The organism is Segatella copri (genome assembly GCF_949820605.1).
Taxonomy (GTDB): Bacteria; Bacteroidota; Bacteroidia; order Bacteroidales; family Bacteroidaceae; genus Prevotella.
In genome coordinates, this window is sequence record NZ_CATKVU010000001.1 from 24,756 (window position 1) to 44,618 (window position 19,863).

Here is a 19,863-nt window from a genome sequence, read left to right on the forward strand (position 1 = left end):
AATAGAGTTAAGTAAATGATATTCAGAGTGTTGTAGAAAGCTTTAAGGTTGGCTTGTTAAGCCCTGTTTTCGATGTTTTGCGATACTGCAAACATGTCTGACATAGGGTGGTATTACGACAAATGTTAAGTCTCTAAAATAGTGTAAAATACTGAATATCAGATTGTTAAATAAGCTTTATGCGTTTTGTGGAGTCTCATAATATGATTATCTTTGCATCTGCAAACGTTTCATATTATGGCAGATATACATATAGACATAGAGCGCATGATAATGCATTCCAATTACTTGCTGGAGGTAGACAATTCTTCGGCAAGTGATGGATTATCGGATATGGAACGTAAGCAATATCTAGATCAGATAAAGGAATTGGTTCAGACTGTCCAGACACTTCTGGATGCCAACATTGCCTTGGGTAATAAGCAGAAGGAACTACAGGCAGAGGCAGATCGTAAGATTGCCGGTTTGCAGGCTCAGGTTGACAAGCTTACTGGAGAACTGCAAGCCCGTAGGCGTAAGATGCATGGCAAGAACAATGAGAAGCAAACTGGTGACAAGTCGGTAAACACAGGCAAGACCAAGGATGAGGAAGAGGGGGAATACATCGAGAATGGATGTGAGCAACCTTCCGATTCTGATGATTCAGACGAAGTTACCGACACAGAGGCGACCAATCCCAAAAAGGATTTGAGCCAACGCCCGGACCACTACAAGACTATGAAGGCTGAAGTTCTTGTGGTTCATGATTGTGACAAGGACAAGCTTAAGGCTATGGGTTTGGAGTTCATTCGCTATACCAGACCTGTCGACCAGTTTGACCGAATCAGTATGATCCGTCAGGACCGCTACCTTTATGCTTGGGTACGTGACAAGGATGGCAACGAGTTCGCTTTCTTCGTGCCAAAAGATGAAGAGGTAGAACAGCGTACTTGCTCGTTTGTCAATGAGTCGAAGTACGACGTGCCAAGTCTGGTTCCTCATACCAGCAGTACTGGTGGCATGCTTTCAGACTTGATTGTCAATCGCTTTCAGTATGCGATAACGAGTGGACGTGAGATGTATCGCATGATCAATGAGAAGATGCGTATGTCTAAGTCTACCATTTTCAACTGGTTGCGGCATGGTGCAGAGTTCTTGGAGAATTGTCAGGAGACCATCAAACAATGGCTATTGAAGCCTGGCTCAACGATTTATTGTGATGAGTCCTGGGTAGACACCAAGGTGACGGATGCCAATGGTGAGGTGCATTACAAGAAACGATATATGTGGGTCATTGTCAACTTGACCACCAAGGTCTGCTATTATCTGTATGGCAGCCGTAAGAAAGAGGTTATCAAGGAATTCCTTGGTGACTTCAAGGGCACGTTGATGACCGATGCCTATGCTGCATACCTTTACTTCAATAAGTTGAAGGACTGTACTCATGTATGTTGCTGGTCGCACGTTAGAAGACTGTTTGTCTCGGCGAGTCGTGACTACAAGGATACCTTGGCACAGGCATTCATAGACTTGATCGGTATATTATATAAGGTCGAAGTTGAAAATCAAGTATTGGGTCGCACAGAAAAAGAGATAGTCAAGCATCGAGGTGAGGAATCCCTACCAGTTTTACACGACCTCTATCAGCAAGCGACGGCACTGTTGAAACAGTTTGAGAAAAACGAGATTAAGCTCTCTGCTAAGTTGCAACAAGCCTTGACATATATGACCAAGCATTGGGAAGAGCTGATGGCATATACGAAGATAGGCAGCGTCTTGATAGACAACAACTGTTGTGAACGCGCAGTCCGCCCATTCACAAATCTCCGAAAGAACTTCGGTGGATTTAGCAGTGAGCAGGGTGCCAGAGTTACAGCGACCTTCCTTACTTTCGTTGAAACCTGCAAGCTAATGGCAATGGCTCCACTGGATTTCTTCAGGGGATTCTTTGACATGATTGTAGCTGGAAGAAGGGATTATGCCTTGATGACAGAGGCACTTTTAGTTAAACCTGTTTAAAAATCAGAAAAGTCCAATTTCTTAAAATACTCTGTATCCCCAGTAAACACTGGGGATGGAGTTGTATTGTCATAGGGGTTGGATGCTTACTTACATTAGAGGAATCCTATGAATTTATCAAACATGCTTAAAAAAAGATCATTATGTGGAAAGATATAGAAACATCTGAAGATTTGTTGGGCTATCGCTTTCATGCAAGACTATTGAAAGAGATAGTCTTGGATAAATCTATGTTGCCAACCTCTATTGGTATATTTGGCAATTGGGGATATGGTAAAAGTAGCTTAATGCTATTGATGGAGAAAGAGATTAATGAAGAAATAACAAAGCAGGTTGCTGAGGAGAACAACCCTAGAATCTTGCAGGTACGTTTTAATGGCTGGCAATATGAAAGTTATGAGACGACAAAGTATTCTCTAATACAGGTACTACTTGATTCTGTTGAGAAATATCTTTCTGACAATCGCGATATCTTTGATAAGCTAGATATTATATTAAAGCGCATCAACTTGCTTAAGCTCGGTGTCTTGCTGCTGAAGAAATATGTTTGGGATAAGATTCCAAATGCGATAAAGAGCAATTTGCCAACAGCAGATGATTTGAAAAAATGCGTTGGTGTAGACGATATTACGAAGTTTCAAAATGAATTTCAAAACGAACATACCTCATTGTTTGTCACCAAATTCAGAACGCTTTTGGAGAGTATAGTAGAGGATGCGAAATTTGATTCCATCATAGTCTATATCGATGACTTAGATAGATGCTCTGGCGAAAAGATGATAGAATGCATCGAGGCAATCAAACTCTTCCTTAATGTCAAGAATACGGCTTTTGTGCTAGGTGCCGATGAGCGAATGGTGGAAAGAGCCATCAAAGAGCATTATCCAGAGATAGAACAAGATAAAAGACAGATTTATAGTCCTTTTTCTGATTACTTGGAAAAGCTGATACAGATTCCATATCGCTTGCCAAGACTTTCATTAAATGAGCAATATACATATATTTTGTTTCTGCTTCTGAAAAGTAAGTATCCAAACTTCTTTAATGCCGTCATCAAAGACTATAATGACTATAAGAATAAAGAACCCTTCGGCAATTATGATGCGGAAAAAATGAGAGCTGCACTTGGAGAAAACAAAATTCCAGATGTGGAAGCTCTTATCCCAATCATCCCCATGATGACGCGTTTCCTAAATGGTAGCCCTCGCCAGTTAAAGCGTTTCCTCAATACGTTTGACTTGCGAATGCGGATGGTACAGGTTGCGAACATACGTGAAATAGACCCAACAGTGTTGGCGAAGCTGATGCTTCTCGAATATAATTTCAAATATCAAAGATTGTTTGAGTCTTTATATGGGATGCAATTATTGGGAGATGGTATAATAGATAAAATTGGCGAGGTAGAAGAATGTGCAAGGCAAAAGAAAAAGTTGAATGATAAACGATGGCAGGAATGGGAAGAAGATAATCTGGTCTTGGATTGGTTGTCCCTTTCTCCTAGTTTATCTGGTGTAAACCTCAAAGAATATTTCTGGATTGCAAGAGACTCTTTAAAAAATAGTGTACCTGTAGAAAGTTTAGTTTCCAATGTTGCCCGTAGGTTTTATCTGACTCTTCGTAATAAGCAATCAGCCATAGCTAAGAAAAAGTTTTTACAGGAGGAAATTGCCAAATTGGAAGATGAAGAACGGCAGATGGTTATCATGTTGCTCAATCATGATTTTACTAAAAATCCCAATGATAGTAAGGTCCTTGAATTACTACAAGCTGATAGTGAAGTAAGAGTCCTAATCCAAAATGAGTCTGATTGCAAGAGCTTGTTTTCTCATGTTGATACTTTAAAAATGGAACCAGCATGGGGAGTAATTTTAGGAAAACTAAAGAAAAACGATTTTTGGAATCATTTTATTAGTCCTTTAAAATTTGGAGAAAAATTACAAAAAATGCTAAACAAATAATATACAATGGGAACATCGCAATCTTTAAACTTAAAGACCACACCTAATTGGTCATCAGCTAAGAAAGCTATGACTACAATAGTGAGGCATCGGAATGAGGTTACGCAACCTATGGTTCGTAATTTCTTGAGGCAATTGTCTAGAGCCATCATCACTGACTCCCATGGAAGTTATGGTCGTGCAGGAGGAAGAGTAGCTCGTAATTTTATAGGTGCTATTTCTTCTGTCAAGAATGGTAGCTTGCAAAGTTATATTGCTCAACTCGAACCTGATGCGAATTATGCTCAGCTTACCGTTCGAGATGTTATAGTACAATTAGCTAAACATCTATCCAATCCTAATGCTGAACATGACCATTCTACATTGGATGAGATAGCTGCTCGTGCAGCATTTGAAAACCTATTGCAACAAATCTTCTCGGAAGTAGAGACTGCAGAGGATATTGAACAAATTCTGAAAGATGCCACAGAGGATCAAATAGAAGGTTGGATGATAGAATTTCAGCTTAATTATATCATGGAACTGAATGGAGTCTTGTTCGATTCTTATATCTTTTCCAAAGATGCTGAACCTGATCAAGTCTGTCGAGAAATAAGGGATTTTGTTCGTGCTGCTATTAATGAAGCATGTTTGGATAATATGCATCATGTCAACTTCGAAACAGAAGAGGGTAAGCAATTCATTGAAACGTTAACTCAACAAATTTTGGAAATATGGAGTCAAGAATAAATGTAGAATTCACTCCTTCCCATGATGTTCAGAGTAAGGAGTTGGGGCAGTTTGTCCTGCATGCCACAGATGTTAATGATCAACCGATAGAGACAACATTAAATTTTGATTTCTTCCATTTGTGGGAGTTTTCGCAAGATACGTCGTCTACTTATTTTGATGTGTTAATCTTGTCTCAGCTGGTATATACTGCTGATCGCATAATCAATCGTCTTGCTTTTGCGGATGATGGGTGGTGCAGAGATATCGTCTTGCAAGATGTCCCAGTTGTCAATGTAGATATATTTAGGCAGAATCAAGAAATGTTCAATACAGCATTAAGCTATTTGACAGGAGATAATTGGAGCGTATCATTCGTTCCATTTCCTCAAATCAATTATGCCCCTCAAATAGAAAGTCATTATAATCATGAAGAATATGAGTATGTATCTTTGTTTTCTGGAGGTCTTGATTCATTGATAGGTTTTATAGACTTTGCAAGTTTAGCAAGAGAAGGTAAGAAGGTCTTGCTGGTATCCCATTGTGATATGGGTAAGGAGCGACAAGATCAAAAACGTATACTTGATGCTTGCTGGAGGAACCATTATTTGGAAGGAAAATATACCAGTATTCAGTCAAAGGTTGGTATGAGGAGTTGTGCAAAGCAAAGAAGTGCTAAGTATGAGACAACATTTCGCTCTAGATCTTTTCTGTTTTTTGCAATGGGCTTGTATTGCGCCCATACCATACAAGGAGTGCATAACTTGATAGTTCCAGAAAATGGTACAATCTCAATCAATATTCCTCTTTGCAAATCTAGACGAAGTTCTTGTAGTACTCGAACCACTCATCCTGTTTCAATGAAGCTAATCATGAATGCATTGGAGAGAGTAGGTATCCGTGAGCAGCTACTTAATCCTTATAGGTTTAAGTCAAAAGCAGATATGATGTATGATTGTGCTGCTGAAGCTCATAAAAAAGAGATGCTAGTCACGCTTGCTTCATTGTCTTGTTCATGTGCTAAGCGTTCTCATAATAGATGGTGGGACAAAAGCGGAGATTATATCAAAGTACATCATATCCATCATTGTGGAATGTGTATGCCTTGCATATATCGAAGAGTGGCTATGCATGCGATAGGTTTAGATGACCCAAATGAATTGGGTACAGATATTTTTCATGCTACACGATACTTTGATATCAACAATTTAGCCAAGAAGACAAGCCTTGACATCAACTTGCTGTTGCGTTTCGTGCGTAAAATGAATAGGCAAGATGTCTTTGATGAATTGTTGGCGGAAGGTATTGATACTGCAGATATTGATCATTATGTAGAACTTGTTATGCGCTCCTATCAGCAAATCCAGGATTGGGTTGCAGAGAATGGTGATGTAGTCATGAGACGAAAGGTAGGATTATGATGATAGACACCCATTGCCATTTTGATATGATGCCTAATCCAGAAAAATATATAAGTGATATAGAGCAACGGGGAGACATTGTTATCGGAATGACAAACGCTCCTAGTCACTTTCAGATAGGATGGCAGCATGTCAGAACCTATAAGCATGTACGGCTAGCTTTGGGTTTTCATCCTTTGTTGGCTCATGAACTTCAAAATGAGTTGTCTTTGTTTGAACGATTGCTTGATAAAACTTCTTATATAGGTGAAATTGGATTAGACTTTTCTCGTGAAGGTAAAGCTACTAAAGATATTCAAATTGAAAGTTTACGTAGAATTCTATCCTACTTGCGAGGCAAAAGCAAGATACTGAGTGTACATTCTAGAAATGCTGAGCAAGAACTTCTGGCTCTATTGAAAGAGTATGAGATAAGAAATGTGATATTTCATTGGTATACAGGAGATGTCAGTCTGGTGCCAGAGATATTGCAAGAAGGTTACTATTTCTCTGTAAATGAAGCGATGACTTTGACAAATAAAGGTCGTAATATTATTGATAGGATTCCTTTGGATAGATTGCTAATAGAAACTGATTGTCCGTTTAATAGAAAATGTGACATAAAAAATACTTATTCTTTCTTAGCAGAATTGGGATGTTATGAGAGTATTATCAAAGATAATTTTTATAGGCTTATAGAAAGTTGTATTTCTTAGTAAAGTATTAAGCAAGTGCAAAATTAAAAATGTTTTGGTTAATCACCAATACTGCGTAAGGTAGGCTGAAATAAAAATATTACCTTTGCATCCGAATTCAAAATTTTAGAGAATGGAAACAAGGGAATATTTTGAGAAAGTGATGCAGGACTTTAATTAGAACCGCAAAGGTCGAAACATAATTAAATGAATTAATGATGAAAGGAAAGTATCGTGTTAATTACATTGCCTTGAGAAGGTATATCCATGATCTTAGGCGGAAAAAGAAGAAGCGACTTGTTCGTAGAAAAAGGCATGAGCAATATCTGGCTTTATTACAATCTCTAGATTACGAAACATCGATTGACAATATTTTAAAATTAAAGTTGTCAGAAAGTACTAAATACTTATTTTCGAATGTAGAAAGTCCTCTCAGTTTCGAAAAGATAATGAGTGTTGTTGATAATTACGAGGGAGTTGTTGAGATTCCCAATGTCTTTTCTTTAATTGAAAACCCAAAAGAAAGTTTTGAGGCTATCAAAATGTTAACAGCATCCTTGTTGTTTCAAAAACATAGTGAAGTTGTGATTGATTATTCACAATGTAAGCGCTTTACTTTAGAAGCTCAAGTGCTTTTGGATTTAGTTTTAAAAGATATTTTACGCATTTATGATATTTGCGAGCGTATTCCCAAGAATCGTTCTTTTACAAAGGCTATAACTGATAAGTCTAAGAAAGGGAGCAATGTGAGAACTATGCTTTTTTCTGTAGGATCACAAGCTATTCATGCTAATAGACACATTGAATATCCTAATATTATACCTTATCATTTGTGTATGCATAGAGCAGTCAATAATTCTATAGAGCAAATTGAACAAAAAGAATTAGATACGACATCTTTATCAGATTATGTCGAAAAATGTCTTGCTAGGATGGGGCGGAAACTAGATGATGATAGTATGGACAATCTTTGTACTGTAATAGGTGAAATCTTGATAAATGCAGAGGAGCACTCTAGTACTCATTGTCGATATTCTATAGGATATTTTGAACAGAAAGTTATTGAAGGCAGAGAAGTTGGAGTTTTTCAACTTGTAATTTTGAATATGGGTAGATCTATATATGAAAAGTTTCATGATAATGATTGCCCTAATCAAGATGTTGTTGAAAAGATGAAAACTTTATCTAGTAGATATACACGGAGAAGATTTTGGCAAACAAACAAGTTTGACGAAGAGACACTTTGGACATTATACTCATTGCAAGATGGAGTGACTTCTGTGTCACCGCAACGATATTCTCAACGAGGAAATGGATCTTTAAGATTCATTGAAAGTTTTTTTAATCTTAAAAATGTAGATGGGGAAGATAAAGTTTCCAAAATGGTTTTACAATCAGGCCATTCCAATATCGTTTTTGATGGAACCTATGGTACAGCCGAAAGAATGGTTAATAACCATAAATATCGAGTTATGACTTTTAATGAGAGTAATGATATTGAGGAAGCGCCTGATACGAAATTTGTAAGGCATACAGACTTTTATTTTCCAGGTACTTTTATATATGCTAATATAATTTTATAGATGTTATGGCAGATGCAGTTATTAATTTAGAGGAATTCAGAGTGAAGAAAGGTAATGCTATATCTAAGGTCTTTACAGGTAGAGATCGAGGAGAAATGGTTCGTAAGAAATCTAAAATAGATGAATTAGAGCGTGAGTTTGATAAAGTGACAATAATAATTCCCAAAGATATTCGATCTATAAACCCTTCTTTTTTTGAAGAGATGTTGAAAAATGTTGTACTTAAAATAGGGCGAGAAAAATTCTTAGAAAAATTTTCATTTCAGAGTCTAGGAAGTTATAATTATAGTAAACCTTTAAATGAGGCAATAGATCGTATATTAAGGCCTGATACCGCAATAGGATAAAATGATGAAGCCAATATTATTATGGTAAGTAACGCTATATTTCTATTTATTTCGCAGATTCCTGATTCTTGGGGAATTCCTTTTATTGGGATTTTATATAATAGTCAATCGACAAATTGGCTAGATGTAGTATATAAAGTCGCAATGATAATAATAGGAGTTGTAAACGCAAGTTTCGCATTTTATATTTTTTATTATAGAAATCGTGTAGAGAAAAAGAAGGAGTTAGAAAATCTCAGAAGGGATATTTTAAATAGCTTTGTTCTTAAATATAAACTCCAGACATTTTATGACTATTTTACGGAACTAGTGACCAATAGCGAAAAATTATTAGATAGACAGGCATCTTTAGATGATGTTAAAATCATATTGGATGATAAAAATCAGGATGTTTTTTCTAGTGTACGTAAAAACTTTACAGAATATCTAGATGCTGTTGATGCTAGTCTGTATAAAAAAATATTGAAAATTTGTGATGATTTACAAGGTGAAATTTCTGAAAATTTGTTTGATGAGAATGTAGATTTAAGGGATAAATGTGTATATAAAGAATACATTTTGAGTCCAATCCAAACATCACAAAAAGAGATTTTGGTAGCTTTGTTTAGTTATAAGTGATGTTGTGTGGATGAGGATTGTCCTTAAAAACTATTTCAATTGCTTTATAAACGAAATATAAAAATATAAACATACAATATAATGTTTAATCTCTGTAAATTCATAGGTCAGTATGTGACCAAGCGTGAAACAAGTATAATATTATGAGCGAGGAACAATACAACGAATTGCTGAAAGCCTACACAAAGGAGGTTTTGGCAAATATGATAAAGGCTGATATACGACAAAGGTTCCCTGAACCTTATGCCAGTATGTATTGCCAGCAGTTTGATAATTTCAAGAATGTTGCAGATTTCTTTGAATTTGCGGCAAAGTTAATGAGGAGATAACAATATATTTATTGCTAGTCTTTGTTTTTCTCAGACTTGTGTAAATAAGCATTAAACTTATGCACATAGTATTGTTATCCCCTGGCGGTCCCATCCCGCACAATATGGCGAAGACCTTTGATGGTCCGCCAACCTTATAGCGTAGCGGTTCCGAGCACCGGAGGGCGGTTACATCCTTCCTTCTGAGGAGGAAGGCTTGGTTAGAGGTGGAGCTCCCTTTGGAAAGGGAGACGGAGGGATTCGAAAAAATCCTTCTTTAATGGGAAAATGCGATGCCAGTGAGTGCAATGAAAACTCGCTTTCAAATTGCCGAGTGCAGCTCGCTTTATCAACAAAAAAGGACGGAATGATTTTAGAAATCTTTATTATTTAAAGAACAAGATTTATGCACGACATACATATCATAATTATGGCTGGCGGCGTAGGCAGCCGCTTCTGGCCTATGTCAACCCCCGATTACCCAAAGCAGTTCATAGATGTGATGGGTGTCGGCCGTTCCCTTATACAAGGGACAGTAGATAGATTGAAGCCAATCTGTCCTGTCGAAAACATGTGGGTAGTGACAAACGAGAAATACATAAGCATAGTCAAGGAGCAAATCCCTGACATGCCAGTAGATAACATATTATCAGAGCCGGAGGCTCGCAATACCGCTCCATGTATTGCTTATGCCTGCTGGAAGATCCAGAAGAAGCATACTGATGCCAACATCGTGGTGACACCATCCGATGCCCTCGTCATTAATACCACGGAGTATCAGCGAGTGCTCAGCAAGGCATTGAGCTATACATCCGATAAGAACGCCATCGTGACCATCGGTATTAAGCCAAGCCGCCCGGAAACAGGCTATGGCTATATAGCCTCAGCAGAGCCAACATCCGTAGATGAAATCTACAAGGTTGAGGCTTTCAAGGAAAAGCCAAACCTGGAGACAGCCGAGCAATACCTTGCCGCTGGCAATTACTATTGGAATGCCGGAATCTTCGTATGGAACATCGATACCATCAGCAAGGCAATCCGTACCTTTCAGCCTCAGCTTGCCAGCATCATGGACGAGATGGCACCTTCTTTCTATACTGAACAGGAGAAAGAGGTGGTCGGCAAACTCTTCCCAACCTGCGAGAAGATAAGCATTGACTATGCCGTGATGGAGAAGTCGAAGGAAATCTATACCTTGCCAGCTGAGTTTGGTTGGAGCGACTTAGGTAGCTGGGGGAGCCTCCGTACCTTGCTTCCACAGGATGAGGCTGGCAATGCCAAGGTAGGCAAGGACATCCGCTTGTATGAATGCAAGAACTGCGTGGTTCATGCAGCCGATGAAAGCAAGGTGGTAGTTCAAGGCTTGGATGGCTATATCGTAGCCGAGAAGAATGGACAGCTGCTTGTTTGCTCTTTGAAAGAGGAGCAGAGAATTAAAGAGTTCGGAAAATGAAAGAACGATAAATATAATTATCCTAGAATAGTTAATATGCTTTACATAAAGCAATGTTAGTATGAATGGCTATGATGTAATCTAATTAAATAAGTATCTATGAATCACGATAAAGAGGCAATTAAAACTATTTCTGAGAGTGTAGGTAAGCAACTTCTAAATTTAAATCCCATTACCGGCTTTATTGTTTCTTACGTTGAAACAGTAAAAGAGAGACAAGCGGAAAGAAAATTGACTCGATGCTTGGAAATGTTAGAAAGTTTGCAAAAAGACTTGGATGAATCACAAAAGAGCATTAATGAGAAATATGTGAAGAATGATAATTTTCTTGATATATTTGAGCAAACTGTAAATCAAGTCGCAAATGAACGAAATGATGACAAAAGGATGTATTTCAAGAATATTCTATTGAATAGCATCTTTAAAGATACAGTAGATTATGATATTACAGAGAAATACATGAATATTTTGTCACGGTTGGAAAAAGATGATTTAACCATTTTAAAAGTTCTATATCAGCCAGAGCTGGCTAATAAAGCAAAAGGATATGTCTTGAAGAATCCGAATCTGGAAAATGGTAAACGTTCTGAAGTGTATCGAATAGAGAAAAATTATGATTTAGTATGGACTCTCAAAGATTTACTTCAAATCAATGAAGAACAGATAAAGGATTCATTATATGCTTTGACTAGAGAGCGATTAGTTAATGATAATACTCTAAGTTTTTCTCTTAAAACTGATGGAAATCCTGTTGATGTTCTTAAAAATCATTTAACAACAAAAGGCAAATCCTTTATTAGTTATCTTCTAAAGGATTAGGTTAGTATATTCAGTTTATATACTATAGAAAATAAATTCTATTCTAAAAATAAAATAGCTATGAAAGTAGTACTTTTAGCAGGAGGCTTTGGCACTCGCATTAGCGAGGAGAGCCAGTTTAAGCCTAAGCCAATGATTGAGATTGGCGGAATGCCAATCCTTTGGCACATTATGAAGGAATATTCATATTATGGGCACAATGAGTTTATCATCTGTGCAGGTTACAAACAAGAATACATCAAGGAATGGTTCTCCAATTACTTCCTTCATAACAGCGATGTGAGTTTCGATTGGCGGAATGGGACTAATGAGGTTACTATTCATCAAAGCGAGTTGGAACCTTGGAAGGTGACGGTAGTCGATACTGGCTACAACACCATGACTGGTGGCCGTATCAAGCGTGTGCAGAAATATGTGGGTAACGAACCTTTCTTCATGACATACGGTGATGGTGTTTGTGATGTAGATATAGACAAACTCTTGAAATTCCATCAATCACATGGCAAACTTGCCACATTGACCGCTGTCAAAATGAAGCAAGAGAAAGGTGTACTCAATATTGGTGGTGATAATGCTGTCAAGTCCTTCCGTGAGAAGAATATCACCGATGGTGCACCTATCAATGCTGGTTATATGGTTTTGCAGCCAGAAATCTTTGATTATCTTACAGGTGATGACTGCGTCTTCGAGAAAGCACCATTGGAACAATTGGTAAAAGAAGGCCAGTTGATGTCATATGTCCATGAAGGATTCTGGCAGTGTATGGATAACATCCGTGAGAAGAATATGTTGGAGAAGTTATTGGAAACCAATACTGCTCCATGGAAGAAATGGGAAAGAGAAGTCCCTAAATCATCAATTTTATAAATCAATTAAAAATAAATAATATGGCATTTAATAACGTCTATCAAGGAAAGAAAGTATTGATTACTGGCAATACAGGTTTTAAAGGTTCATGGCTTTCTACATGGCTCACTATGTTGGGTGCTGAGGTTTATGGCTATTCTATCGATGTGCCTTCAGAACCTGGAATGTTCAATGTATGTAAATTGAATGAGAAGATTCACCATAAGTTTGGAGATATCCGTGACAAAGAGGCAATGAACGCTTATGTGCAGGAAGTGAAGCCTGACTTCATCTTCCATTTGGCAGCGCAGGCATTGGTGTTGACGTCATACAAAGATCCATTTGATACAATGACAACAAATGTGATTGGCACAACATCAGTACTCGAAGCAATCAGAAATATTGATTGGAATTGTACATGTGTATTGATTACCTCAGACAAGGCATATAATAATGTAGAATGGATTTGGGGCTACCGTGAAACTGATGAGGTTGGTGGCAAGGATGTTTACTCAGGTTCAAAGGGTGCAGCAGAATTAGCAATCCGTTGCTATTGGTATTCTTTCATTCAGAACATGCCAAATATCAAGATGGGTGTGGCTCGCGCTGGTAATGTCATCGGTGGTGGAGATTGGGCTAAAGATCGTATTATTGTAGATTGTGTTAAGGCATTCTCTAAGGGAGAAACTGTAGAAATCCGTTGCCCTAAGGCTACCCGTCCTTGGCAGCATGTATTGGAACCACTGAGTGGTTATCTTACTTTGGGACAATATCTCTATGAGAACAAGTCGGAAAATGGAGAGGCTTATAATTTTGGTCCACGTGCAGAACAGACAAAGACTGTGTTCGAGTTGACGCAGGATTTGGCAGAAGAATGGGGATTGGATAAGGAGAAAGCATCTAAGCTGACCGGTAATGTTCCGTTCAAGGAGGCTACCCTTTTGAAATTGAACTGTGATAAGGCTCTTGCTTATCTCAATTGGCATTCAACTTTACATTATGAGCAGTGTGTACATATCATTGCAGAGTGGTACAAAGCATTCTATGAGGGCAAAAACGTAGATATGTTCGATTTGACCAAGAAGCAGATTGAATATTATACTAAGGAAGCTGTAAGTCAGAACTTAAATTGGACAAAATAATATGATAGAAGGAGTAGAATTACATCCGATGAAGCACATTGCTGTTCCTAAGGGTGATATATTTCATGCCATTCATAGTACAGATGAAGGATATGTTGGTTTTGGAGAAGCTTACTTCTCTGAAATCAAACATGGCATGGTGAAAGGCTGGAAGCGCCATAATCGTATGGTGCTAAACATCGTTGTACCTGTTGGTGCTGTAAAGTTTGTTGTTTACGATGATCGTGAAGGCAGTAAGACAAAAGGACAGTTTGAAGAAATTATCCTTTCACCAAAGGATAATTACCAGCGTTTAACGGTTCAGCCAGGTCTCTGGATGGCTTTTGCAGGAGCAGGTGAGGGCACATCTATGCTGATGGATATTATACCGGAAGTTCATGATGATTCAGAGGCATCAAGGGTTGATTTGTCAGAGATTCCTTATAATTTCAACGTATGAGAATATTGATTACTGGAGCTACAGGGTTCGTTGGCAAGACTTTGATACCTTATCTCATTAGTAAGGGTATGAAAGATTTAGTTCTTTTAGTCCGAAATCTAGATAAGGCTAAGGCTATGTTTGGCAACGAATCTGTAGGAATGATAACTACCCAGTCTTCTGATTGGATGGAGCAGGTAAAGAATACTAACCCAGATGCTACCTTACATCTGGCAGCATTCTTCACAGGCCGTCATAATCATGAGAATGCAAATAAATTGGTGGAAGCCAATATTTCGTTTACCACATTTTTGTTGGAGGCATTGAGTAATACTCAGTGTCAGCACTTCATCAACATAGGTACATTCTCAGAATTCAGATATGGAAATGGTGAGTTTCATCCTAACAACTTGTATTCTGCAACAAAAACGGCAGAACGTCCAATCATCCGATATTATCAATCCATTTCTAAGTGGAATTGGATTAATGTTGTTGTCTATTCTCCTTATGGTAGATATAATGCCTATAAGAAGGTAATAGATTATATGATTGATTCTTTTTCCGCCAGCGAACCCGTTGATTTTACAAGGGGTGAACAGATTCTTGATTTCATTCATGTTGATGATATGGCTGATTTCTTCTATACGTTGTTGCAGAAACTACCAGAATTGAAAGATTCTTTTTACCAGTTTCATTTGGGAACAGGAAAAGGATATTCTATTCGAGAGGTTGCATCTAAGATGGAAGAGATTTGGGGAAAGAAAATGAATGCAAATTGGGGTGGTAGAGTTTATTCTGAGCAAGATATTATGCATGCTGTTGCACCGATTGAGCAGAATATAAGGCTATTAGGTTGGAAATCTAAAATCTCTTTAACTCAGGGAATTGAAATCTTGAAAAAAGATACTCAAATTACCCCCCCCATTTTAGAATATGTTAAACTATTTTATCTATGTGCAGCATGAGAATACTGATTACTGGAGCTACGGGCTTTGTGGGTCAGAACCTCATGCCGATGCTCGTAGATAAATGTCCGGAAGCTGAAATCTTAGTTCTCTGTAGAAATGTAGATAAGGCACATGCTCTTTTTCCTAATTTATCAGTCTTATTTAAAGAGGCAGAAGATTGGGATAGTGTTAAAGCCTTCAATCCTCAGATAGTATTGCATTTAGCAAGTCTTTCTACATCACGCAATGATACAGATATTATTCAGCCGCTATTGCAGTCGAATATATTATATGGTATCCAGTTGTTGGATGCTCTGAAAAAATGTAAATCCTTGAAGCTGTTTGTTAATACAGGAAGTTTTGCAGAATATAGATTTGGAACGGAAGCAATAAATGACGCATATCTTTATACCGCAACAAAGAGTGCATTTCGTGTATTTGTAGATTATTATTCGCAACTCTGTCAATTCAAGTACATCAACGTCATTCCTTATACTATATACGGAGGAAAACCGACAGTCAAACGACTAATGGATTATATTTTGGAATCTATGGATAGTAAGGAATCTGTTGACATGACAGCTGGAGAGCAAATCCTTGATTTCACTCATGTTGATGATTTGTGTGACTTCTATGTTCATGTAGTAGAGAATGCAGAAAGAATATCTGATATAAAGAATGGTGAGTCATTTCATATCGGTACCGGAAGGGGAACTACTATCAGAGAACTTGCTTCCATGATGGAGCATGTATATGGCAAGAAATGCAATATTCATTGGGGTGGACGCCCATATCGCGACAGGGATACGATGCAAGCTGTTGCTCCGATAGCCAAGAATATATCTATGTTAGGATGGAAAGCTAAGATTTCGTTGAAGGATGGAATATTAAAAATGAAGAATCAAATCAATTATGAATAAGACAATTATATTGGGAGCCGGTATCTCTGGTTTAGGAGCTGCTTATGCTTGTAAGCAGAAAGGCATACAGCCTCTCATTCTGGAAAAGGATGATACTTTTGGCGGATTGTGTGGATGTTTTACTATTGATGGGTTTACCTTTGATCGCTTTGTTCATCTTTCCTTTGCCAAGGAAGAGGAAGTATTGAAGATTTTTAATTCATCTGCAGGTGAAATCATAACTCACATCCCTAATCCTTACAATATCTATAACAGAAAATGGATTAAGCATCCTGCCCAAAACAATCTGTTCCCATTGGATGAGCAAGAGAAAAAGAAAATCATAGACGATTTCTTGGCTCGTCCACAAGTAGATATGTCCCAAATAACGAACTATGAACAGTGGTTAAGAATACAATTTGGTGATTACTTTGCAGAACATTTCCCTATGGTTTACACCAAAAAGTATTGGATGTGTGAAGCAAAGAATCTTGAGACAAAATGGGTAGGACAGCGAGTATATCAGCCATCTGTTGAGGAAGTAATCCAGGGATCTAAAACCGCAGATACACCTGTTACTTATTACGCAAAGGAGATGCGTTATCCAAAGACGGGAGGTTTTAAGCATTTCTTTAGTTCTTTGGCAGATAGTACTGACATTCGATACAATCAAAAGGTTGTGGCAATTAACACAGAGAAAAAAGAAGTAAAGACAGAAGATGGTAATGTATATCAATACAATAAGCTTTATTCTTCTATACCATTGCCTGAATATAGTCACCTCTTGCATGATATCCCTGAGGATGTAAAGATAGCAATAGGTAAGTTGAAATGTACCTCTGGTTATCATGTATCTATTGCATTAAAGACTAAGAATATTCCTCCATATTTGTGGTGGTATATCTATGATGAGGATATTCTGGCAGCAAGAGTCTATTCCCCATCATTAAAATCACCAATGAATGCTCCTGAAGGTTGTTCGTCTTTGCAAATGGAAGTATATTGTAAGGAGGGTGAATACACAGAAAAACAGCTTTTGAATGGAACTGTAGGAAAGTTGGTTGAATTAGGTATAATAAAACAGGAAGATGTACTCTTTACTCATGTCGGTTTCGAAAAGTATGCCAACGTAATCTTCGATCAGAATATTTATGATAGTCGGGAGATAGTGAGAAACTATCTTAAATCTGTAGGTATAGAGCCTTTCGGACGATTTGGAGAATGGGGTTATCTTTGGAGTAACCAAAGCTTGTTAAGTGGTATGAATGCAATAAAATAATATATGGCATCCTTAAAGAAGAATATATTTTATAATTCAATCCGGGTAGGAAGTAATCTAGTCTTTCCTCTTGTTACATTTCCGTATGTAACAAGAATCATGGGACCAGATACATTAGGCTTGTTTAATTATATAACAGCAATAGCAGGATACTTCACTTTATTTGCAAGTATTGGATTTCCTATTTATGGTATAAGAGAAGTTGCACAGAGTAAAGATGATCCAAATAAACTGCAATCAGCAACAAATGCAATATTCACAGCTAATATTCTTGCATGTTTGGTGGTCTATGCTGTATATTTTATAGCTTCTTTATTGCTGGCGCATTCAGAACATGACTTTTGGCTATACTTTGTTCTTGGTCTGTCAGTCCTACTGTCGTGCATCTCCTTTGATTGGTTTTATCAAGGCGTTGAAGATTTTAAGTATATAACGATCAGAAGTATAGCAATAAAGCTGATTTCAATAGTTTGTCTTTTTATCTTTGTACGTACACAAGACGATATTTTACCCTATGCGATACTGACAATAGCAGGAACTTGTGGTAATAATATATTGAACCTTATAAGAATAAGGAAATATGTAAAGCTGAAAATCTCATTTCAGGACTGTTGGAAACATACAAAAGGTGCTTCTGTACTTTTCTTAGGTACAATAGCTGTTAGTCTTTATACGAATCTCAATAGTGTAATGGTGGGAGCGTTAGGTACAATGGCAGCTGTCGCCTTTTTTACAACAGGTAATAAACTGGTACAAATGCTGATGACTGTCTTAGGGGCAGTCACATCTTCTATTATTCCTCGTATGGCTTATCTTGTAGGCAAGGGAGATGAAAAAGAAGCAATAGCTTTGCAAAAGAAAACGTTAAATTTACTTCTTTATGTTTCCATACCTATGGTATTTGGTATAATTGCTTTAGCTCATCCCCTAATATTATTATTTGGAGGTAAGGAGTTTTTGCCTGCAGTTCCTGTTATGCAGATATTATCGACTCTTTTGGTTATCATTACATTATCTGGTTTTTTAGGAAATCAAATTTTGATACCTATGCATAAAGAAAAATATGGCAACTATTGTGTGGGGGGAGGAGCAATTGCGAATTTAACAGTGAATTTCATATTGATACCATTATTTGCAGAAATTGGCGTAGCAATAGCAGTCGTTATAGCCGAAACTGTTGTGACTGCAATGCATTTTTATTTTGCTCATCGTTATATGAAACTCAAGTGGATGGATTTTGTGCCTGTTAAATGTATTTTAGCTTCAATTTTAATGTTTTTGGTTATAGTAGCTACCTATTCCAATGACTTCTCTCCACTCTATTGTTTTTTGTGGGCAATAATAGGAATGATAGTATATGTGGTTAGTCTATTGGGGCTAAAAGATCAATATTTCAAAGAAACAATTTTTAAACTTATTAAGCGATGAGAGATATATATGAATATCGAGATAATTTTGCTGATTACAGAGATGTAAAATCAATTTTGTTATGGGGAGATACGAACGCAATACAGAATCCTGAAGTTTCTATCATCATGCCATGTTTTAGTCATCCGGATTTTCTGAAAACATCTTTAAAGTCTGCTATTAATCAAGATTTTAAAGGTAAATATGAAATAATTATCTGTGACAATAATGAACTGACTGATATTCCTACAGAAAATCAGAAAATAGTTGAGGAATTTGCTAATTCCAAAATTCTTTATTACAGAAATGAAAAAAATATAGGAATGATTGGTAATTGGAATAGATTGATAGAATTAGCTCATGCTCCTTTTGTTGTATATCTCCATGATGATGACCTTTTGCTGCCAACAGCATTGTCTACATTAATAAGAATACAGAAAAAATATAATGCTGATGGTGTGAATGCTGCATTTAATAAAATAGGAGCAGATGGTAATATCTTATCTGAAGCAAAATATGTACCGCATATTAAACTTGGGTTTCTTAAATCACATAAGATAATTAAATCATCTGTAATAGATTTGTTTTTAGGGCGTAATGGAGGCTTTGGCTGTGGATGCCTGTTTAGAAAAAAATGTTTATTAGAGATTGGTGGCTTTTCTCCAGAATTTTATCCTTCTGCAGATTATGCCTTGAATGCGGTAATGGCAACTAAATATAATGTATATTTCTGCAAGGAACCGACTTTCTGTTATAGAGTTGCAGAAAATGAATCGCTATCAGTTTATGAACAATTTGCAGAAGTAGATAAGCATTTTAGGAATTGCATGAAAAAATTCATTCATATTCCTAACTTTATATTAAATCGATTAATTCTTGCCATGTATAGAACTTCCCAAATATCTTTTAAAGTAATGTGGGGTAAAGCTGACAAGAGTTTTCTTAAACAACAAAGAAAAGATGATTTGTTAGTTTTAAAATTAGCACATAGAGTTAGACTTTTGATGTCCGATTTTAAACCTTTTAGTAATTAAGAGA

General features: G+C 37.1%; 19 protein-coding genes. All 19 read left to right on the plus strand.

Annotation, left to right across the window (positions count from 1 at the left end; all coding sequences use genetic code 11):
* Window positions 1–237: 237 nt before the first annotated feature.
* The 19 genes from tnpC (at window position 238) to RCO84_RS00220 (ending at window position 19,859) form a co-directional block, all read left to right on the plus strand.
* Window positions 238–1,998: an IS66 family transposase gene (gene tnpC, locus RCO84_RS00130; protein ID WP_264902769.1), complete on the plus strand. Its 1,761-nt coding sequence runs from the start codon at window positions 238–240 to the stop codon at window positions 1,996–1,998.
* A gap of 143 nt (window positions 1,999–2,141) precedes the next feature.
* Window positions 2,142–3,956, plus strand: coding sequence for a KAP family P-loop NTPase fold protein (locus tag RCO84_RS00135; protein ID WP_317583351.1), 1,815 nt, complete (start codon window positions 2,142–2,144; stop codon window positions 3,954–3,956).
* 69 nt (window positions 3,957–4,025) lie between these two features.
* Window positions 4,026–4,685, plus strand: a complete 660-nt coding sequence (locus RCO84_RS00140; RefSeq protein WP_317583353.1) for a hypothetical protein — start codon at window positions 4,026–4,028, stop codon at window positions 4,683–4,685.
* Window positions 4,670–6,085, plus strand: coding sequence for a Qat anti-phage system QueC-like protein QatC (qatC, locus tag RCO84_RS00145; RefSeq protein ID WP_317583355.1), 1,416 nt, complete (start codon window positions 4,670–4,672; stop codon window positions 6,083–6,085). Before RCO84_RS00140 ends, qatC begins: the two co-directional genes overlap by 16 nt.
* Window positions 6,082–6,780, plus strand: coding sequence for a TatD family hydrolase (locus tag RCO84_RS00150; RefSeq protein WP_317583356.1), 699 nt, complete (start codon window positions 6,082–6,084; stop codon window positions 6,778–6,780). Before qatC ends, RCO84_RS00150 begins: the two co-directional genes overlap by 4 nt.
* A gap of 194 nt (window positions 6,781–6,974) precedes the next feature.
* Window positions 6,975–8,342: a hypothetical protein gene (locus RCO84_RS00155; RefSeq protein WP_317583358.1), complete on the plus strand. Its 1,368-nt coding sequence runs from the start codon at window positions 6,975–6,977 to the stop codon at window positions 8,340–8,342.
* 5 nt (window positions 8,343–8,347) lie between these two features.
* Window positions 8,348–8,689, plus strand: a complete 342-nt coding sequence (locus RCO84_RS00160) for an STAS-like domain-containing protein (RefSeq protein ID WP_294822018.1) — start codon at window positions 8,348–8,350, stop codon at window positions 8,687–8,689.
* Between the two features lie 21 nt (window positions 8,690–8,710).
* Entirely contained in the window at window positions 8,711–9,307 is a 597-nt protein-coding gene (locus RCO84_RS00165) for a hypothetical protein (RefSeq protein ID WP_294822019.1), read from the plus strand.
* 143 nt (window positions 9,308–9,450) lie between these two features.
* The gene (locus RCO84_RS00170; RefSeq protein ID WP_317583360.1) at window positions 9,451–9,636 is read left to right on the plus strand and encodes a hypothetical protein; all 186 of its coding nucleotides are present in this window, start codon (window positions 9,451–9,453) and stop codon (window positions 9,634–9,636) included.
* Window positions 9,637–10,021: 385 nt separating this feature from the next.
* Complete coding sequence (locus RCO84_RS00175; RefSeq protein ID WP_317583361.1) at window positions 10,022–11,068, plus strand: mannose-1-phosphate guanylyltransferase; 1,047 nt, start codon at window positions 10,022–10,024, stop codon at window positions 11,066–11,068.
* A gap of 99 nt (window positions 11,069–11,167) precedes the next feature.
* Window positions 11,168–11,887: a hypothetical protein gene (locus RCO84_RS00180; protein ID WP_317583363.1), complete on the plus strand. Its 720-nt coding sequence runs from the start codon at window positions 11,168–11,170 to the stop codon at window positions 11,885–11,887.
* Between the two features lie 60 nt (window positions 11,888–11,947).
* Window positions 11,948–12,754 (plus strand): glucose-1-phosphate cytidylyltransferase, encoded by an 807-nt coding sequence (gene rfbF / locus RCO84_RS00185; RefSeq protein ID WP_144155245.1) that lies wholly within the window; start codon window positions 11,948–11,950, stop codon window positions 12,752–12,754.
* 20 nt (window positions 12,755–12,774) lie between these two features.
* On the plus strand, window positions 12,775–13,875 hold the full coding sequence (gene rfbG / locus RCO84_RS00190; protein WP_317583365.1) for a CDP-glucose 4,6-dehydratase: 1,101 nt from the start codon (window positions 12,775–12,777) through the stop codon (window positions 13,873–13,875).
* Window position 13,876: 1 nt separating this feature from the next.
* A complete protein-coding gene (locus tag RCO84_RS00195; RefSeq protein WP_287589926.1) occupies window positions 13,877–14,314 on the plus strand; it encodes a dTDP-4-dehydrorhamnose 3,5-epimerase in 438 nt (145 codons plus the stop codon).
* Window positions 14,311–15,258: an NAD-dependent epimerase/dehydratase family protein gene (locus RCO84_RS00200; RefSeq protein ID WP_317577389.1), complete on the plus strand. Its 948-nt coding sequence runs from the start codon at window positions 14,311–14,313 to the stop codon at window positions 15,256–15,258. Before RCO84_RS00195 ends, RCO84_RS00200 begins: the two co-directional genes overlap by 4 nt.
* Window positions 15,255–16,160, plus strand: coding sequence for an NAD-dependent epimerase/dehydratase family protein (locus RCO84_RS00205; protein ID WP_317583369.1), 906 nt, complete (start codon window positions 15,255–15,257; stop codon window positions 16,158–16,160). Before RCO84_RS00200 ends, RCO84_RS00205 begins: the two co-directional genes overlap by 4 nt.
* Window positions 16,153–17,418 carry a protoporphyrinogen/coproporphyrinogen oxidase gene (locus tag RCO84_RS00210; protein WP_317583371.1) on the plus strand — a complete coding sequence of 422 codons (1,266 nt, stop codon included), beginning with the start codon at window positions 16,153–16,155 and terminating at the stop codon, window positions 17,416–17,418. The genes RCO84_RS00205 and RCO84_RS00210 overlap by 8 nt, the downstream gene beginning before the upstream one ends.
* 3 nt (window positions 17,419–17,421) lie before the next feature.
* On the plus strand, window positions 17,422–18,846 hold the full coding sequence (locus tag RCO84_RS00215; RefSeq protein WP_317583373.1) for a flippase: 1,425 nt from the start codon (window positions 17,422–17,424) through the stop codon (window positions 18,844–18,846).
* The gene (locus tag RCO84_RS00220) at window positions 18,843–19,859 is read left to right on the plus strand and encodes a glycosyltransferase family 2 protein (RefSeq protein WP_317583375.1); all 1,017 of its coding nucleotides are present in this window, start codon (window positions 18,843–18,845) and stop codon (window positions 19,857–19,859) included. The genes RCO84_RS00215 and RCO84_RS00220 overlap by 4 nt, the downstream gene beginning before the upstream one ends.
* Window positions 19,860–19,863: the final 4 nt, after the last annotated feature.

What these genes read in the sequence shown, in the direction of transcription:
- RCO84_RS00215 (WP_317583373.1), top strand. Translation starts at nt 17,422, where the DNA reads ATGGCATCCTTAAAGAAGAATATATTTTATAATTCAATCCGGGTAGGA.
- RCO84_RS00140 (WP_317583353.1), top strand. Translation starts at nt 4,026, where the DNA reads ATGACTACAATAGTGAGGCATCGGAATGAGGTTACGCAACCTATGGTT.
- RCO84_RS00200 (WP_317577389.1), top strand. Translation starts at nt 14,311, where the DNA reads ATGAGAATATTGATTACTGGAGCTACAGGGTTCGTTGGCAAGACTTTG.
- RCO84_RS00170 (WP_317583360.1), top strand. Translation starts at nt 9,451, where the DNA reads ATGAGCGAGGAACAATACAACGAATTGCTGAAAGCCTACACAAAGGAG.
- rfbG (WP_317583365.1), top strand. Translation starts at nt 12,775, where the DNA reads ATGGCATTTAATAACGTCTATCAAGGAAAGAAAGTATTGATTACTGGC.
- qatC (WP_317583355.1), top strand. Translation starts at nt 4,670, where the DNA reads ATGGAGTCAAGAATAAATGTAGAATTCACTCCTTCCCATGATGTTCAG.
- RCO84_RS00180 (WP_317583363.1), top strand. Translation starts at nt 11,168, where the DNA reads ATGAATCACGATAAAGAGGCAATTAAAACTATTTCTGAGAGTGTAGGT.
- RCO84_RS00205 (WP_317583369.1), top strand. Translation starts at nt 15,255, where the DNA reads ATGAGAATACTGATTACTGGAGCTACGGGCTTTGTGGGTCAGAACCTC.
- RCO84_RS00210 (WP_317583371.1), top strand. Translation starts at nt 16,153, where the DNA reads ATGAATAAGACAATTATATTGGGAGCCGGTATCTCTGGTTTAGGAGCT.
- RCO84_RS00195 (WP_287589926.1), top strand. Translation starts at nt 13,877, where the DNA reads ATGATAGAAGGAGTAGAATTACATCCGATGAAGCACATTGCTGTTCCT.
- RCO84_RS00150 (WP_317583356.1), top strand. Translation starts at nt 6,082, where the DNA reads ATGATGATAGACACCCATTGCCATTTTGATATGATGCCTAATCCAGAA.
- rfbF (WP_144155245.1), top strand. Translation starts at nt 11,948, where the DNA reads ATGAAAGTAGTACTTTTAGCAGGAGGCTTTGGCACTCGCATTAGCGAG.
- RCO84_RS00160 (WP_294822018.1), top strand. Translation starts at nt 8,348, where the DNA reads ATGGCAGATGCAGTTATTAATTTAGAGGAATTCAGAGTGAAGAAAGGT.
- RCO84_RS00220 (WP_317583375.1), top strand. Translation starts at nt 18,843, where the DNA reads ATGAGAGATATATATGAATATCGAGATAATTTTGCTGATTACAGAGAT.
- RCO84_RS00165 (WP_294822019.1), top strand. Translation starts at nt 8,711, where the DNA reads ATGGTAAGTAACGCTATATTTCTATTTATTTCGCAGATTCCTGATTCT.
- RCO84_RS00155 (WP_317583358.1), top strand. Translation starts at nt 6,975, where the DNA reads ATGATGAAAGGAAAGTATCGTGTTAATTACATTGCCTTGAGAAGGTAT.
- RCO84_RS00175 (WP_317583361.1), top strand. Translation starts at nt 10,022, where the DNA reads ATGCACGACATACATATCATAATTATGGCTGGCGGCGTAGGCAGCCGC.
- tnpC (WP_264902769.1), top strand. Translation starts at nt 238, where the DNA reads ATGGCAGATATACATATAGACATAGAGCGCATGATAATGCATTCCAAT.
- RCO84_RS00135 (WP_317583351.1), top strand. Translation starts at nt 2,142, where the DNA reads ATGTGGAAAGATATAGAAACATCTGAAGATTTGTTGGGCTATCGCTTT.